The 14280-nt window shown below is 50.7% G+C and carries 11 protein-coding genes and 1 tRNA gene; 8 read left to right on the top strand and 4 right to left on the bottom strand.

The genetic code is table 11. The annotated features are described in order from the left end of the window. Window positions 1-64 precede the first annotated feature (64 nt). Entirely contained in the window at window positions 65-283 is a 219-nt protein-coding gene (locus tag DW133_RS04020; RefSeq protein ID WP_118275354.1) for a cation transporter, read from the bottom strand. Window positions 284-393: 110 nt separating this feature from the next. Here DW133_RS04020 and DW133_RS04025 point away from each other — a divergent pair, with 110 nt between their 5' ends. Next, entirely contained in the window at window positions 394-765 is a 372-nt protein-coding gene (locus tag DW133_RS04025; RefSeq protein WP_118275355.1) for a metalloregulator ArsR/SmtB family transcription factor, read from the top strand. A 1150-nt stretch (window positions 766-1915) separates the two neighbouring features. Here the strand turns inward: DW133_RS04025 and DW133_RS04030 are convergent. Then, window positions 1916-2284, bottom strand: a complete 369-nt coding sequence (locus DW133_RS04030) for a transposase (RefSeq protein ID WP_118275356.1) — start codon at window positions 2282-2284, stop codon at window positions 1916-1918. Between the two features lie 378 nt (window positions 2285-2662). On the opposite strand from DW133_RS04030, the gene DW133_RS04035 reads away from it, so the two are divergent. After that, complete coding sequence (locus tag DW133_RS04035) at window positions 2663-3916, top strand: cold-shock protein (protein WP_147408862.1); 1254 nt, start codon at window positions 2663-2665, stop codon at window positions 3914-3916. 670 nt (window positions 3917-4586) lie between these two features. Beyond that, entirely contained in the window at window positions 4587-6932 is a 2346-nt protein-coding gene (locus tag DW133_RS04040; RefSeq protein ID WP_147408863.1) for an autotransporter outer membrane beta-barrel domain-containing protein, read from the top strand. 221 nt (window positions 6933-7153) lie between these two features. Here the strand turns inward: DW133_RS04040 and DW133_RS04045 are convergent, their stop codons facing one another. Both DW133_RS04045 and DW133_RS04050 read right to left on the bottom strand, forming a co-directional pair. Further along, on the bottom strand, window positions 7154-8008 hold the full coding sequence (locus DW133_RS04045; protein WP_118275359.1) for an Arm DNA-binding domain-containing protein: 855 nt from the start codon (window positions 8006-8008) through the stop codon (window positions 7154-7156). 195 nt (window positions 8009-8203) lie between these two features. Beyond that, window positions 8204-8279 (bottom strand) — tRNA-Arg (locus tag DW133_RS04050). Window positions 8280-8416: 137 nt separating this feature from the next. Between DW133_RS04050 and DW133_RS04055 the strand changes: the two genes are divergently transcribed. The 5 genes from DW133_RS04055 (at window position 8417) to DW133_RS04075 (ending at window position 14260) form a co-directional block, all read left to right on the top strand. Beyond that, a complete protein-coding gene (locus DW133_RS04055; protein ID WP_118275360.1) occupies window positions 8417-9610 on the top strand; it encodes an AI-2E family transporter in 1194 nt (397 codons plus the stop codon). Window positions 9611-9710: 100 nt separating this feature from the next. Beyond that, window positions 9711-11684 (top strand): DNA topoisomerase IV subunit B, encoded by a 1974-nt coding sequence (locus tag DW133_RS04060; protein ID WP_118275361.1) that lies wholly within the window; start codon window positions 9711-9713, stop codon window positions 11682-11684. Window positions 11685-11731: 47 nt separating this feature from the next. Next, the gene (locus DW133_RS04065; protein ID WP_118275362.1) at window positions 11732-12445 is read left to right on the top strand and encodes an SIMPL domain-containing protein; all 714 of its coding nucleotides are present in this window, start codon (window positions 11732-11734) and stop codon (window positions 12443-12445) included. A gap of 127 nt (window positions 12446-12572) precedes the next feature. Further along, window positions 12573-13283, top strand: a complete 711-nt coding sequence (locus DW133_RS04070) for a dihydrofolate reductase family protein (protein WP_118275363.1) — start codon at window positions 12573-12575, stop codon at window positions 13281-13283. 155 nt (window positions 13284-13438) lie between these two features. Beyond that, window positions 13439-14260, top strand: coding sequence for a MetQ/NlpA family ABC transporter substrate-binding protein (locus DW133_RS04075; RefSeq protein WP_118275364.1), 822 nt, complete (start codon window positions 13439-13441; stop codon window positions 14258-14260). The last annotated feature ends 20 nt before the right edge of the window (window positions 14261-14280 follow it).

Genomic DNA, 14280 nt, shown 5'->3' on the forward strand with positions numbered 1-14280 from the left:
AGCAAAATTTGAATTGAAGAGAGAAAAAAACGCCGTCAAGCAGTGCTCTGGCGGCGTTTCGACATCAGAGAAAAATTTCGCAGTCGGGTTCTACTTTTTTGCAAGCTTTAAGCACTTCAATCATGACATTGTCGGGATAAAACCCATCACGGAATTCCACAACCATTTTTTGAGCCATGAAATTCACCGTGACCGATTGCACACCGCTGATTTTTGCTGCCGCTTCTTCCATTTCGCGGGCGCAGTTAGCGCAATCAACTTCGATCTTGTAGGTCTTTGTCATTTTGGTTGCTCCTATTGGTTAAAGAATTAAGCAATTGCTTAATTGACTGGTTGCACTATAATCCGGTTGGTGTTGGATGTCAAGATTAAGCAAGAATTGAATTGTCTGATATGTCTGTCACAACAAATCTTCCGCATCGGCATAAAGAGGGAAATGTTTTTGCACTGGAGCAATTGCCCGAATCTTCAAGCTTTGAACCCGTGGCCCAGGTTTTCAAACATCTAAGCGATGCGGCCCGCTGTCGGATTTTTTTGTTGTTGTGCCATTCCGAAGAGTGCGTGCTCAACATTGCTACCATCATGGAGATGAGCAGCCCCGCCGTAGCGCACCATCTGAGGCTTTTGAAGGTTGCCGGACTTGTAACTTCTCGTCGAGTGGGGAAAGAAGTCTTCTATCGAGCCGCCGATACGGAGCTTGTCCGGGCCATGCATCGGATGATTGAAGAAGTGATGCATTTGTCGTGCTTGCAACCATCGTCTTGAGTAAGTCTGCGTATAACGGCAGAAGTCAATAGGCTGGCTCGCTTTTGAAAGAGAGAATCCCGAAAACCGGTAGCCGATCCGGTTAGGGGGATGATGAGCGGGCGCTACTCGTGGCGTTCGGTCTGGAACTGAGGTATTTGCCGAAGAATTATTACAAAGACAGAGTTTCTTACAGAGAGCCATTTGTCATCTCGGCCGAGAATATTTTGGTTTTAGTTGTCTGATTCTGCAGAAGATACGGGAAAACGACATCTAAAAAAAGTTGTTATTTTGGCGGTTAATCTCTTGATTTTTCCTTAATGGGGGCACATTCCGATTTGATTGTCAAGGGGTAAGCGCAGAACGAAGCCAAGTCTGACGCCTACGAAAACGTCATTTTGAGCACAAAAATTTCTGGAATGGCAACCGATATGCGCACCTGGCTTTTAACCCATCAATCGATCGGCGGAATTTCTCTGTTCGTGACACGGAATCGTCACAGACACACATCAGGATCTAGCGGCCCTTTCACGTCAAACGACGTGTCCATCAGGGCAGCCCACCGCCAATGACAGGCGGCCAGAAACTCCGGTCTGCTCCGATCTGCCGTCCTATGTATTTGTACAGGAAACGCAAGATCATCCCAAACCAAGGCAACTCAGTCTGAGAGTTCACCCACCAAGAGGCTCAGAGATCGGTCGAAATCCAGTGTTAAAGCGGGTTACGGCATTTGCCGGGTCAAGTCAATGTAGCATTTAATGGGGCGCCGTTCATTGCTGCATTGACTTGACGCGCTACGAGTATCGCTACAATCACGGCGCAGCCGGGAAAGAAGCATTCTTTCCCGGACTGTCCAGCGGCGAGCGATAAAAAGGTTGTCAAATCACCATCCTATTCGGGCTGCGCGTTCTCTATGGCGGAACATCCCCCTCCCCTCAGCTCAGGCTTGGACGGTTTGACAATTCGGTACATAAGCATGCACAAGACATGGCGGATTCCTAAGCTTGGCTTGCCACAGTCGGCAACACCACAGCTGCATCCTCCCTCAACGGCTTGTGTGCCGATTTCTTCTTGATGCTTTTTGTCAGCTCTATGCCGAAGCATTTGGCTGCGTTGAATGGCTGTTTTTGAGCACGTAGAAAGTCACTCGAGCTATTTTTGCGGCCAAGGTTCAAATGGCCTTGACTCTGAGACCGCCGTATTTGCGCAGCAGACGTTGCAAAATCTCCCGAATCACAGGGTTTCTGGAGGCATATTGATCGACTTCGGTAAAAGCCCAACTCAAGTAGGCGTTGCCGTTTTTGACATTGCTCGGGCCCTTGCTTTTGCCGTTGCTCAGTTTGTTCGTTGAGCACAATCGACAGTAGGACACAAAGTCACCTGCAGACTTAAAACGCTGCATGGTGCCGATTTCCGTGCAAATAACCGCAGAGAGAACAGGGCCGCAGCCGGGAATGGTTTTGCAGAGTTTGACGAGCTCCTGATCTTTGCATTGCTTCTGAATTTCTGCATTGCACTCTTCGATCATTTCCTCGAGCATGTCAAGCGTCCTTTAATTTGACCACACCTTCTGTTCTTTTGGCTACGAAACAGAGAGCAAATACGAAAGAATTCTCGCCAAGACACAATTTAGGAACATGTCTTCCCAATCCTGTTTATCCTTACGTATAGTCCTAGCTCGTCTTCAGGACCATACAACAAGGAAGTAGCCGTATTGATGACTCAGTGTAGACTTTAGAAATGAAATTATAAAAGGATGAGTTAGGTATTAGTGTAAGGAGTTTTCTTTTTATTCCGATGGGGTTGGTTAGAAACAATTAGAATTCAAGATAAGTCAACAATATGCAAATGACAGATTTAAGACTTGAAGATTTTTTGGCCAAATAGCTGTTTTTGAGTGCGCATGGAGAATTGGAAAATGATAAATCAATTAACAAATCAAATGTTAAATCTAGAGGATGTAAATCCTGTAAATCTTAACTGTGGCAACGTTTATAGTTATGATGCGTCACGTGGTTTTGGGTTTGTCGAATGCTTAATTACGAGATTGAATGGTTCTTGTTGGCGAAGAGTGTTCTTTCATGCTTCTAAAGTCAAAGAATGGTATGAAAAGCTTAATGAAAGTGTTGATAGGGTGTCCCAAGATGATGTTATGCATAGATTGATGAATGGCGCATTTTGGTATGAAACTGAGTACACAAGAAAAGGTGAGGCGGTTAAGAGAATTTTTACTTCTGATGAAATTGAACAATTAAAGAATGCTGTTTCTTCGATAATTGATAAAGAAAGTATTTATAAATATTTCTCAAGAAATATTGTTTCTTATGACAAGAATGATCAAAATGTTAAATTGATTGAAATTGGTTTTGGAAGGGAGATTATAGATAGATTGGATAGGGAGAGGGAGAAATATGATCTAGAACAAAAAGAGTTGAGAGAACGCCTAGAAAAAGAGAATGAGCAACGTGTACAAGAAAAGAAAGAACGTCTGAGAAAATGCAAGCAGCAAGCAACGGAAGACATTGGTTTGTATGACGTATATATTGATGGAGGATTGGATCCGGACGTTGCTTATGCATATTACTGGGATGGAGACTGTATCGTGAGATTTAAGTCTTCAGGTAATGAGTACAAGTATTCGTTAAAGAGAGCAAAAATAGTATGGAAAGAATTAAAGGATGATAGACGAAACCGCAATTCGTCAAAGTTTGACGATTTGGTTAACTCACGCAATGCAAATCAAATTGAACAAGACGTGTTAAAGAGAGAAAAAGGTAAAGATTGTGTGGTTAGTTTCAAAAGTTTGCTAGACGAATTGTTTGAAAGTGCAGCTAAAGATTCAATTAAGAAGGTGAAGGAAGCAAAAGAAGGAGAAAAATTATCCGACCGAAGCGAAGAGGAACAGTATCAGGCTTTAGTAGAGGAAATGCGACCTAAGAATTTTACTTTGAGTCATGAGGTTTCAATGTATATTATTCAGCATAAGCTTCATGAAAAATATGGAAAGTTGGCAGGAAATTTAGAACTAGAAAAGAATGGAAGTAGTTTTACTTATCGTGGAGGTATCTCTCCTGCATTTTATGCCAGATTATGTCAAGATTTAAATTTGGGTGATAAAAATTCAGGCGCCAGGATTATTGGCTTTACTTCGTATGAAAGAATGAAAAAATAAAAAAATGGCTAGTTTATTTGTGCTCGTTGCAGAAGTGCTTTTGAAGTGCAATGTAGCGCGTGCAAAGTGCCCTTGATGTTGTAGAAGAGTATTTAATCATGACTTAAAGTGAAGTTCAAAAGAATAAAGGAGCATTTGAGTCCTTTGCCTGGTTCGTATTCAAAGACAATGCCAGATCTTGTATAAATAACATTTATAAAAATTCTGGAATGTCTTTGAATATAGAATTTCCCACGCTTTTTGATTTGTGTTGTGATCTCTTACAGCGAGGGGCAATTGTTAATGCTAAAGACGAGTTGTGTCTCCAAGGAGTTGTTAATCTCTATAAGTTCAAAACAGTGGGCAGATGCAATGGCAGCTACGTTACGAGACTTGTATCCCAAGGCCAAGTTTGAAACGGACTTCGCAGATTACAAATAGACCATGCTTATGGACGCTTCTTACGGTGGAGCTGTTTCAATTGTTGTTGAGTCGATGGGCTGCTTTGGGTATGAAGTAAAGCGTCCCCGAGAAGATCATTGCACCGCAAGCGTTGACGTGTTCACGCCAAAAGAGAAGCTCACACACCTCTGGCATACTTGGGCGGTACGCCTGAACCGTCATATTTGATGACGCAGTCGGATATGTACACGCTGAGTGGGAAGAAAATTGATACACTACTAAGCTTACAGTGGATTTTCCTTCTAAAAACATAGAATATACCTATAAAACAAATGCTTCCCCCCCCCGCCGTCTTAGAAATGTTAGGCATCAGACTCTTCGCCACCTGTCGTTGAGGCTTTCGGCAGGCGTCGCTTTCATTCATACGGCTTTCATTCCTGCGGCTTGGTCGGCAGACCTCGTCTTCGATGAAAGTAATCCCGTTCAGTGGATAAACATCGCCGGCAGTTCGGTCGCGCTTGTCCAGAACGGCGAGTCCAACAAAGTTCAGCTTGAGATCTACGACGGCCTCTCGACCTCGAAAAATGTTGTTCAGGTCGTATACAGTAAGGGCGATGATGTAGCCGGCAACCGAATTGAAATCAAGGATTCTCTTTCCCGAGTTTGGTTCTCTGGCAATAAACTTTATGGCGTCGGAGTGGAAAAAGCCTCGGCCAGAGACAATGTTCTTACATTGAACGGCGGTCTCTATGAGATGGAATCCAGTCATGAAGGCATCTTCAGCGCTTCTGTTCGAGAAGGTGATGTCGTAGGTAATAAGGTGATCGTCACTGGAGATGCGAGTGTCAAAGGCGGAGTTTGCGGCGCTACGGTCTGGAAGCCGAGCAGCGCCGTTTCAGGGAACCGAGTAGAGATCCATTCGGGAACCTTTACTAGAACCCCAGATATCTCGGACATGGGCATCACGGGGGCCTATGTCGAGATGGCGGTTTCGGATTATGAGGCTCGCGGCAATACGGTTCAGATTCGCGGAGGGAACTTTACCGACTATGTAATTTCCGCGGCAGATCTGACGAGACAAGCCCAGACGAGCGAGAACATCGTTTACGTCGAAGGCGGCATTTTCAATGGCGTGACCATCTACGGTGTAAAACAGAGCAGCGGCACAACGTCAGGCAATGGCGTGGTCATCTCCGGCGGCACCTTTATCGGCGATAAGTCAATCGTGTATGCGACACAATCCAACACGGGCGATGACGAGAATCCGGATTTTGTCCGAATCGTCGGGACGAACCGAGGCCTTGATCTTCAGAATGTCCGTTTCTATGGCAATTCGAGATCGACAGGCAGCGCGCAGCTAATTCTCAAAGACTGCCGTGGCATGAACCTGGGTAGTGTCGACCGTTTCAAAGAGATGAACTTCGTCAATACCGAATGGCAGACGTCCGAAGCCGCGGTTCATATGACGAGTACTGCCGACGTCCAATCTGTCAAAATCGATCCAAACAGCGGTTTTTACGTTGGAGAGGGCGCATCGATTGCCGTCAACGATCGAATGACGCTTGTCGACGCCGATTACGGCTTCGGATCGAAGTTCGAGCTTTCTACCGATGAAAACTCCACGCTTTACACGCAGGCCGGAGTTGCTCGCCAACTAAGTGGAAAACTCGAACTTCGAGATCTTCAGGACGGCGGCGAAGCCCTCGACTTCGTCGTGACGTCCGTAGAGCTCTCGGAACAAACGATTCTCGTCGCCGAAAATCGGAGCGTGGCTGTCGCCTTTGTCAATGAAGGGAGCGACGCTGCCCTCAAAGCTCTCGAAGTGCCCAATGCGCTCAACGGCTTCACTACCTTTGCCGCTGCTGAAGGCTCCGCCTCCGAATACAACGTCAACGACTCTCTTAAAATTAACGGCTGGCATTTTGCTGCCGGCGTGCACGGCGCATACCGCGAGCCGAACGGAGCCTCTCTGCGATCTGCCGTTTACTTTGAAGCTGGCACGGGGAACTATCGAACCGAAAACGACTTTAACACGGAGATTTTCCACGGCAGCGGTGACCTTTCGTACCGAGGTGGTGGCATCGCTCTTCGTTACATGACTACGGAGGGCTTCTATCTTGATGGGTCGCTTCGTGCGGGCGAAATCAAAACAGAAATGGATCGAGCCGTCCGCGCTTCGAGCGGCAGCCTTCTGGGATACACTCTTCGGTCGTTCTATTGGGGAGGACACGCGGGCGTGGGGCGTGAAGTGGAGAATGCACAATACCGATTCGACCTTTACGGAAGGTTTTATTGGACTCGGGTCTCCGGTGAGAATATGCGGCTCGAAAACGACCGCTTCGAATTCGACGATGTGTCGAGCTTAAGAACTCGAATCGGCCTGCGGGGACAATCGCTTGCATATGGCCTTTATGCCGGATGTGCTGCCGAATATGAATTCGACGGCAAATCTAACATGAGGGCGGCGGGCTTACATGCGCCAGAAGAGGAGCTGAAGGGGCTTTCCTTTTTTGGAGAGTTTGGTTGGAAGTGGGATTCTGTTGACAGCCCCTGGGTGCTAGATCTGAATCTTGCTGGATGGTGTGGAGAGCGCGCTGGCGTGACGGGTCGCGTCTTTGGTGCATATCTTTTTTAGGCTCTTCTGGACTTTTGGGAAAATAGGGGCTCCCCAGGCCGCTAGGCCAAGAAACCAAAAGCGCGTTGGATCCTATATCGTTGGGATAGAAAAAAAAACTAGCGAGAGGAGCAACGCGCAATGACGATTCTACCCCGCGCTTCTTCTCGCCAACGACCTCCCGCAAACTTGCTTGCGCAAGAGCTCACATCCTGCAACCTCAATCAGATCTTCTTTCCTGGCTACACCGTCGTCGCCATTGTTCGCACTCGAGCGAGCATCACTCTGAAGCTCGAGGCCACCGAGCTTGCGATTTGTCCCAAGTGCGGCGAGCCCTGCATCAAGATCCACGACACCAGATACCGCTTGGTACGAAACATCCCGTTTTGTGAAATCTCATGAAACAACCATGGTATCTCTTCAACAGGGCAAGCTGCATGATGGCTAGACAATACTGCGGTTTTCTTCAAAGGCTCTAAAAGCACCCCTAAAGCACCGCTCAATTGGGCTGGATTTTCACGAATTGCACACATATTCGTAGCCATAGCCCACTGGAAAATCTTGAAGATGCTCGTTTTAAGTTTCAGTGCTGTTGCATTTTTCTCAAGCCAAATTTTTGACAGCAAATTGAAGACGTCAGCAGCGCTTACCTGGTTTATGTCTTTATTCCCGATGAAGGGATAGGCATGTATCTCGAGAATGCGAAATGCGCGCTTTTCGCCTTTTACGTTGTCTCCCCAAAAATTAAGGCGGGAACGCTCCGAGAGCCATTGTTTGGCTACTTGTTTAAAAGTTAAAACAGGTACCGTCGGTTGCTTAGGGACCAGTACTTGTTTGCGTTCAGCTATGACATCTTCGCCTGCAGATATGCGAGCACGTAGTCTTGAGGCTTCTTCTCTAGCCTTGGCTAGACTCATCTCAGGGTAGGTGCCCAATGTAAGATCATGACGTCCTGTCTTGTCCTGAAAGCGAAGAAAGAAGTAACTTTGATAGGGTCTGCTTCTGAAGTAGAGCCCTGAAACGCCACCCACGGCAATGGTTTTTAGGCCGACGTTTTTGAGTTGGGTTGCTGTAACAATTTTTGATGTCTTCGGCATGTTGAGTTGATGATGGGCAGAGTGCAGATTTGATATTTCAAACCCAGTCTACCCATCATCCTGCCCATCATCCGGGTGTCGGCTGGCCAGGAATCATCTCAAACGAGCAAGAACAATTTTTGCGGGTACAGAATTGTTTTTAAAGGGAAAAATAACAAAAAACCGAACGGGTGCGAACCGCTCGGTTTTCTATCTTGGCGCCTCTGCCGGGACTCGAACCCAGATCTAACCCTTAGGAGGGGCTTGTTCTATCCAGTTGAACTACAGAGACGCACAGTGTTCAAACTTCCCGTTTATGCTTCGGAAAGTCTGTCAGGCCCGCAATTGTAGCAAACCGACAATTTTGTTCGAGCAAATTTTGATAGCATGAGCAAGGATGTATAAACAACGGCTGATGACTGACTTCCTATGTTTAGTTTCCGTGACAGCGTCGATCTTTGGCTACGAATCGGTTTCGGCGCTCTGATTCTTCTTGGTTGCTACTTTGTAATGCAACCTTTTCTCACGGCCATTTTGTTGGCGGGCATTCTGGCTGTCGTCAGCTGGCCGTTGTACGAGCGGGCGCTCACGAGCTTCGGCAATCGTTCGACGATAGCGGCGACATTCATGGTGTGCGTCGTGATCGTCACGGTGCTCATTCCGTTGTCGATCATTACGGGCGTTCTCGCGCATCAGATTCCGCAGCTGATTCATTGGGTACGCGACTGGGTGGCCGGCGGTATGAAATTGCCCGATTGGCTAATTGCCATTCCCTACGTCGGAGAAAGCATCAACGAAGCCTTTCACTTAGGTTTTGATCCCGCCGCCCTCGGGGACTTCATTCAAAAGGCTATCGACCCCGTCACTAAGTGGGTGCTGAGTGCCTCAGTCGGCATCGGCAACGGCTTGTTCCAGATGGCGCTCGTTGCCTTTATTGCATTCTTCTTCTATCGCGACGGCAATTCGCTCGCGCGCCGCGGTCGTCTGTTCCTAAAGCGAGTCTCGGGCGATCTTGCTGATGAATACACCGGCATTTTGGTCAACACGACCCGCTCGGTGGTCTTCGGCGTGCTCGGCACCGCTGTGGGGCAGGGTGTGGTGGCGGCCATCGGCTTTATCATTGCTGATGTTCCGGGTGTTGTGATGCTCAGTTTCGCCGTTTGTGTGCTCTCCGTCGTGCCCGTTGGTCCGCCTCTGGTGTGGGGTTCGGTTGCCATTTGGCTCGCCGCAACCGATCAGATCGGCTGGGCGGTGTTCCTGGTTTTGTGGGGAACGCTTGCGGTGAGTTCGGTGGATAACTTCATCAAGCCCATTTTGATCAGCCGCGGTACGGCATTGCCTCTGGCGCTGGTTTTCCTGGGCGTCTTGGGCGGCATCATGAGCTTCGGCATGCTCGGCGTCGTGTTGGGTCCCATTTTCCTGTCGGCGGCCATCGCCATGTTGAAGACTTGGCTCAAGCATCCCGTCAAGCGTCTGGTCCCTGTTGCGGTTGTTCCCGGCTCGGATGCGAAGGCTGCCGCGGAGTCTGAAGAGCAAGTGCTGGTCGAGGAAGGCGATTCTTCCGAAGACGATAAAAAGCCTGCCTCGGCCGTGCAGGATACGCCGGACGAAAATCGCCGCTAAAATCCGTCTCGAGTTTTACAGTTTGCGCCCGTCACTTTCGACGGGCGCTCCTTTTCCGATTGTGGTCAAAGTAAGCGCCCGCAGGGCCTGATTCCGAGAAATGGCAGTTCGCAAGCGTCCGTCTGATTACCAAGAAAATTCCATTCGCGTCTTAAAGGGGCTGGAGCCCGTCAAAAGCCGCCCGGGCATGTACACCCTGACGGACAATCCGCTTCACATTATTCAGGAAGTGCTTGACAACGCGAGCGACGAAGTGCTCGGCGGGTTCGGCGACACGATCACGCTGACGATGTGTGCCGACGGCAGCGTTGCCGTTGAAGACAACGGCCGCGGCATTCCGGTGGGTATTCACCCTACGGAAGGCATCCCGACGGTGGAACTGGTGTTTACGCAACTGCACGCAGGCGGTAAGTTCGACAAGGCCTCAGGCGGCGCCTATAGCTTTTCGGGCGGTCTGCATGGCGTCGGTGTCTCGGTGACCAACGCCCTGAGTCAACATTTGAACGTCACGGTTTGGCGCGACGGCAAGCAGTACGACATCGGCTTTGCTGACGGTTTCGTATCGGAACCTCTTACCGAACAACCTTCCACTCGCGGCAAAAAGTACACGGGTACGCGCGTTCAATGTCTGCCGGATCCCAAGTATTTTGATTCGCCGACGATTCCGGAGCAACAGCTCATCGGCCTGTTGCAGAGTAAGGCCGTTTTGCTTCCGCGTTGTACGGTTCGCTATATCAACGAAAAGACGGGGCAGGAACTGTCCTGGCGCTACGACGGAGGTTTGCGAGAATATCTGTTGGCCGAATTCACCGAGCCGCTTCTTTTTGATCCTTTCGAAGCGCAGGGGTGGGCTGAAGAAAACGATGAGACGTTTGCCGTGGACGAGGGTGCCCACTGGGTTGTGTGCTGGAGCGAAACCGGCACACCCGTGCGCGAGAGCTACGTAAATCTGATTCCGACTCCCGCCGGCGGCACGCACGAAGCTGGTCTTCGCGAGGGTTTGTTTCTGGCGCTCAAGTCCTTTATGGACGCGCACGGCTTGATGGCCAAGGGCGTGAAGCTTCTGACCGACGACGTCGCAAGCCGCGCCAGTTTCGTGCTGTCGGCCAAGGTGCTCGATCCCCAGTTTCAGGGCCAGACCAAGGAAAAGCTCACAAGTCGCGATGCCATGCGATTGGTGAGCAATTTCGTTAGGCCGCAGTTCGAGTACTGGCTCAACGATCATATTGAAGAGGGAAAGAAACTTGCCGAGCTGGTGATTCGTCAGGCGCAGGCGCGTCAGCGCCGCGCTCAGAAGGTCGAAAAGAAGAAGTCTTCGAGCGTGGCAGTGTTGCCGGGCAAACTCACCGATTGCGAATCGACCGACATCAGCCGCAACGAAATTTTCCTCGTGGAAGGTGACTCGGCAGGCGGCACGGCCAAGCAGGGACGCGACAAGGAGCATCAGGCGATCCTTCCGTTGCGCGGCAAGGTACTCAATACCTGGGAAGTCGACAGTGATCGTATCTTTGCCAGCCAGGTGATTCACGACATCGCGGTGGCCGTGGGCGTCGATCCGCACAAGCTCGACGACGACACGGATCTCTCGGGGCTTCGTTACGGCAAGGTCTGCATTCTGGCCGACGCCGACGTTGACGGCAGCCACATCCAGGTTCTTCTTTTGACACTCTTTTATCGTCACTTCCCTAAACTGATTTCGGAAGGGCACGTCTTTATCGCTCAGCCGCCGCTTTTCCGCGTTGACGTTCCGAAACAGGGGAAAAAACCGGAAAAGAAAATTTACTGTGCCGATGATCGCGAACTTAAGCGTACCTTGAGTAAACTCGAGAAAGAAGGGCTGCCGCTTGAAAAGCTCAGTATCTCCCGATTCAAAGGTCTGGGTGAAATGAGCGAAAAGCAGCTTGCCGAAGCCGCGTTTCATCCCGACACCCGTCGTCTGCTGCCCGTGACGCTCGGCGGCATCGAAAAGGCGCAGACCGACGCCGTGATGGGATTGCTGATGGGCAAGGGCGAAGCAACCGGACGCCGCAGCTGGATGGAAATGCACGGCGACGACGTGGAGGTGGATGTCTGAGGAACCAAACGTCGTCGCGGTTGAAATCGCTTTTGAAGGAGAGAGTGATGGATTCAAAAGGTATTGCACAAAGCGTGATTGTGGCCGCGGGTCTGATCGGCGGTCTGGGACTTTTGGGCAGTCAGCTTTCCGACGGCATCAACGCCTTTGTCGATCGCGATCGCGTGGTGACAGTCAAGGGCCTTGCAACGGCCTCCGTCATCGCCGACGAGGTGCTCTGGCCGATTTCCTTCCGAGTGCTTGGAAACGATCTGCAGGAGGTCTACCGTCAGGCCGAAGCCCAGACGCAGATTGTCAAGGAGTTTCTCAAGTCGGGTGGCATCAAGCCTGACGAAATCACGGACGCCAGCCCCAAGGTTGACGACGCTCAGGCCAATATGTACGGCGAAAACAAGCGCGCATACCGCTATATTCTGACGCCGTCCGTGACCGTCTCGACGAAGAATGTGGATGCCGTGCTAGCTCTTCAGCGCTCGATGAGCGGGCTGATAGCCAAGGGCGTGACGCCGACCGAAGACTACAGCTTCCGCACGATCTTCAATTACACGAAGTTAAACAGCATCAAGCCAGCGATGATTGAGGCGGCGACGGTCAATGCGCGCGAGGCGGCCGAGAAGTTTGCAAAAGACTCCGGTTCGACTTTGGGCAAAATCCGCCGCGCCTCGCAAGGACAGTTCCAGATCTTTGATCGCGACGCCAACACGCGCTGGATAAAGAACGTGCGTGTCGTGACGACTGTTGAGTATTACCTCAAGGACTAATCGAGAATTTCGAGCAAGCTTTTGCTCGTTCCGTGTGTTCCTCAAGAGAGCCTTTTCGGCATCATTTGTGTCGAAACAGCCCGCTTCCTTTTTTGGGTTGCGGGCTTTAATTTTTGAGGAGTGGATCATGCATATCGTTTGCCATATGGCCGCGAGCGTCGATGGTCGTCTGCACCCGAGCCGCTGGAGTCCGTTTGTCGAAGACTGTTCGGTGGGCGGCGTCTACGAAGAGGTGGCAAATCAGTACGACTATGTCGGCTGGATGATCGGCCGCGTGACGATGGCCGAATACAGCGAGGCCATCACGGAGAGCGAACCCGCAAAACTGCGGCCGGCTGAGGCCGCACCCGCGCAAGGCATTAAGGTTGACCCGAAGGGCCGCAAGATTTCGGTTGCGTTCGACTTCAAGGGCAAGCTTCACTATGGTCAGCCCGTGCAGGAAACGGGCGAGCAGATCGTGACGGTGGTGAGCGACCGCGTCTGCGACGAATATATTGAAGAACTTCGTCAAAGCGGAGTGGGTGTCGTGGCGGTTCCCGTCAACGGCAATGAACTCGTCCTTGCCATGGAGCAACTTGCCAAGGACTACGGCGACGGCGTGTGGATGCTCGAAGGCGGCGCCATCATCAATGCGGCCTTCATCCAGGCGGGACTTGTCGACGAGGTGAGTACGGTAATTTATCCGGCCATTGACGCGACCAAAGAAAGTCCCGCAATTTATGAAGCCGCGCAAGAGGGGGTCTTCCCCGCCAAAAACCTTAGTCTGCGGTTTAAGGAGTCCAAAATCCTTTCGGGCGGCGCTGTTTGGCTTAATTACGAGGTCGTACCGGCGAAGTGAGGTAATACCGCAAGAATTCGGCAGGTTTTGTTCTCTCAAACGGACGCTTTGCCGTGTAGGGCGAGGCGTCCGTGTACAATCGAAGAATCATTGACAAGACGAAGAGCCTGACGACTCTGGGGTGTCTTTGTCTGCACACTTGGGAGAATAGACCAATGAAGAAGTTTTTCACGAGCGTTGCCGTTTGCGCGGCGGCTGCCATTGCACTGACCGGTTGCGGTGACGATAAGGCGAAGGAACCCGCAAAGACGGCTTCGGCTGACACAACGATTACTGTGGGGGCCACTCCGGTTCCGCACGCTGACATCCTTAACTTTATCGCTCCGGAAATGAAGAAGCAGGGCGTGACGCTCAAGGTGTTGGAATTCTCCGACTACGTCAAGCCCAATATGGCTCTGGCCGACAAGGAAATTGACGCAAACTTCTTCCAGCATAAGCCCTACTTGGACAGCTTTGCCAAAGAACGCGGCCTGAAGCTTTCTTCGCTCGTTGCCGTGCACATTGAACCGATGGGCGTGTACTCCAAGAAGTTCAAGGACGTCAAGAGTGTTCCCGATGGCGCCAAGATCGCCATTCCGAATGACCCGACCAACGGCGGCCGCGCGTTGCGCGTTCTGGCTGACGCCGGCATCTTCGGTCTGAAGGACGGCGTGGGTGTCAATGGTACTCCTGCCGACATTGTCAACAATGCCAAGAACGTGAAGATCCTGGAAATGGAAGCTGCCGTGCTGCCGCGCACGCTCGATGACGTTGATTACGCCGTCATCAATTCCAACTTTGCTCTGAGCGTGGGGCTCAATCCCACCAAGGATTCGCTCTTTACCGAAGCCAAGGATTCGCCGTACGCTAACATCGTGGCCGTTCGCGCCGATGACAACCGCGAAGTTCTGCAGAAGCTGAAGTCCGCCATCACGTCCCCGGCCGTGCGCGACTTCATTCTTGAGAAGTACAAGGGCTCCGTGGTGCCGGCTTTCTAATAGGCTAAATGTGAACCTTT

Source organism: Sutterella sp. AM11-39 (assembly GCF_003472385.1).
In the GTDB taxonomy this organism is placed as follows: domain Bacteria; phylum Pseudomonadota; class Gammaproteobacteria; order Burkholderiales; family Burkholderiaceae_F; genus Duodenibacillus; species Duodenibacillus intestinigallinarum.

Excerpts from the sequence above, each read along its gene's own strand:
- DW133_RS04070 (WP_118275363.1), top strand. The coding sequence starts at position 12,573 with ATGCATATCGTTTGCCATATGGCCGCGAGCGTCGATGGTCGTCTGCAC.
- DW133_RS04055 (WP_118275360.1), top strand. The coding sequence starts at position 8,417 with ATGTTTAGTTTCCGTGACAGCGTCGATCTTTGGCTACGAATCGGTTTC.
- DW133_RS04060 (WP_118275361.1), top strand. The coding sequence starts at position 9,711 with ATGGCAGTTCGCAAGCGTCCGTCTGATTACCAAGAAAATTCCATTCGC.
- DW133_RS04075 (WP_118275364.1), top strand. The coding sequence starts at position 13,439 with ATGAAGAAGTTTTTCACGAGCGTTGCCGTTTGCGCGGCGGCTGCCATT.
- DW133_RS04020 (WP_118275354.1), bottom strand. The coding sequence starts at position 283 with ATGACAAAGACCTACAAGATCGAAGTTGATTGCGCTAACTGCGCCCGC.
- DW133_RS04030 (WP_118275356.1), bottom strand. The coding sequence starts at position 2,284 with ATGCTCGAGGAAATGATCGAAGAGTGCAATGCAGAAATTCAGAAGCAA.
- DW133_RS04025 (WP_118275355.1), top strand. The coding sequence starts at position 394 with ATGTCTGTCACAACAAATCTTCCGCATCGGCATAAAGAGGGAAATGTT.
- DW133_RS04065 (WP_118275362.1), top strand. The coding sequence starts at position 11,732 with ATGGATTCAAAAGGTATTGCACAAAGCGTGATTGTGGCCGCGGGTCTG.
- DW133_RS04035 (WP_147408862.1), top strand. The coding sequence starts at position 2,663 with ATGATAAATCAATTAACAAATCAAATGTTAAATCTAGAGGATGTAAAT.
- DW133_RS04045 (WP_118275359.1), bottom strand. The coding sequence starts at position 8,008 with ATGCCGAAGACATCAAAAATTGTTACAGCAACCCAACTCAAAAACGTC.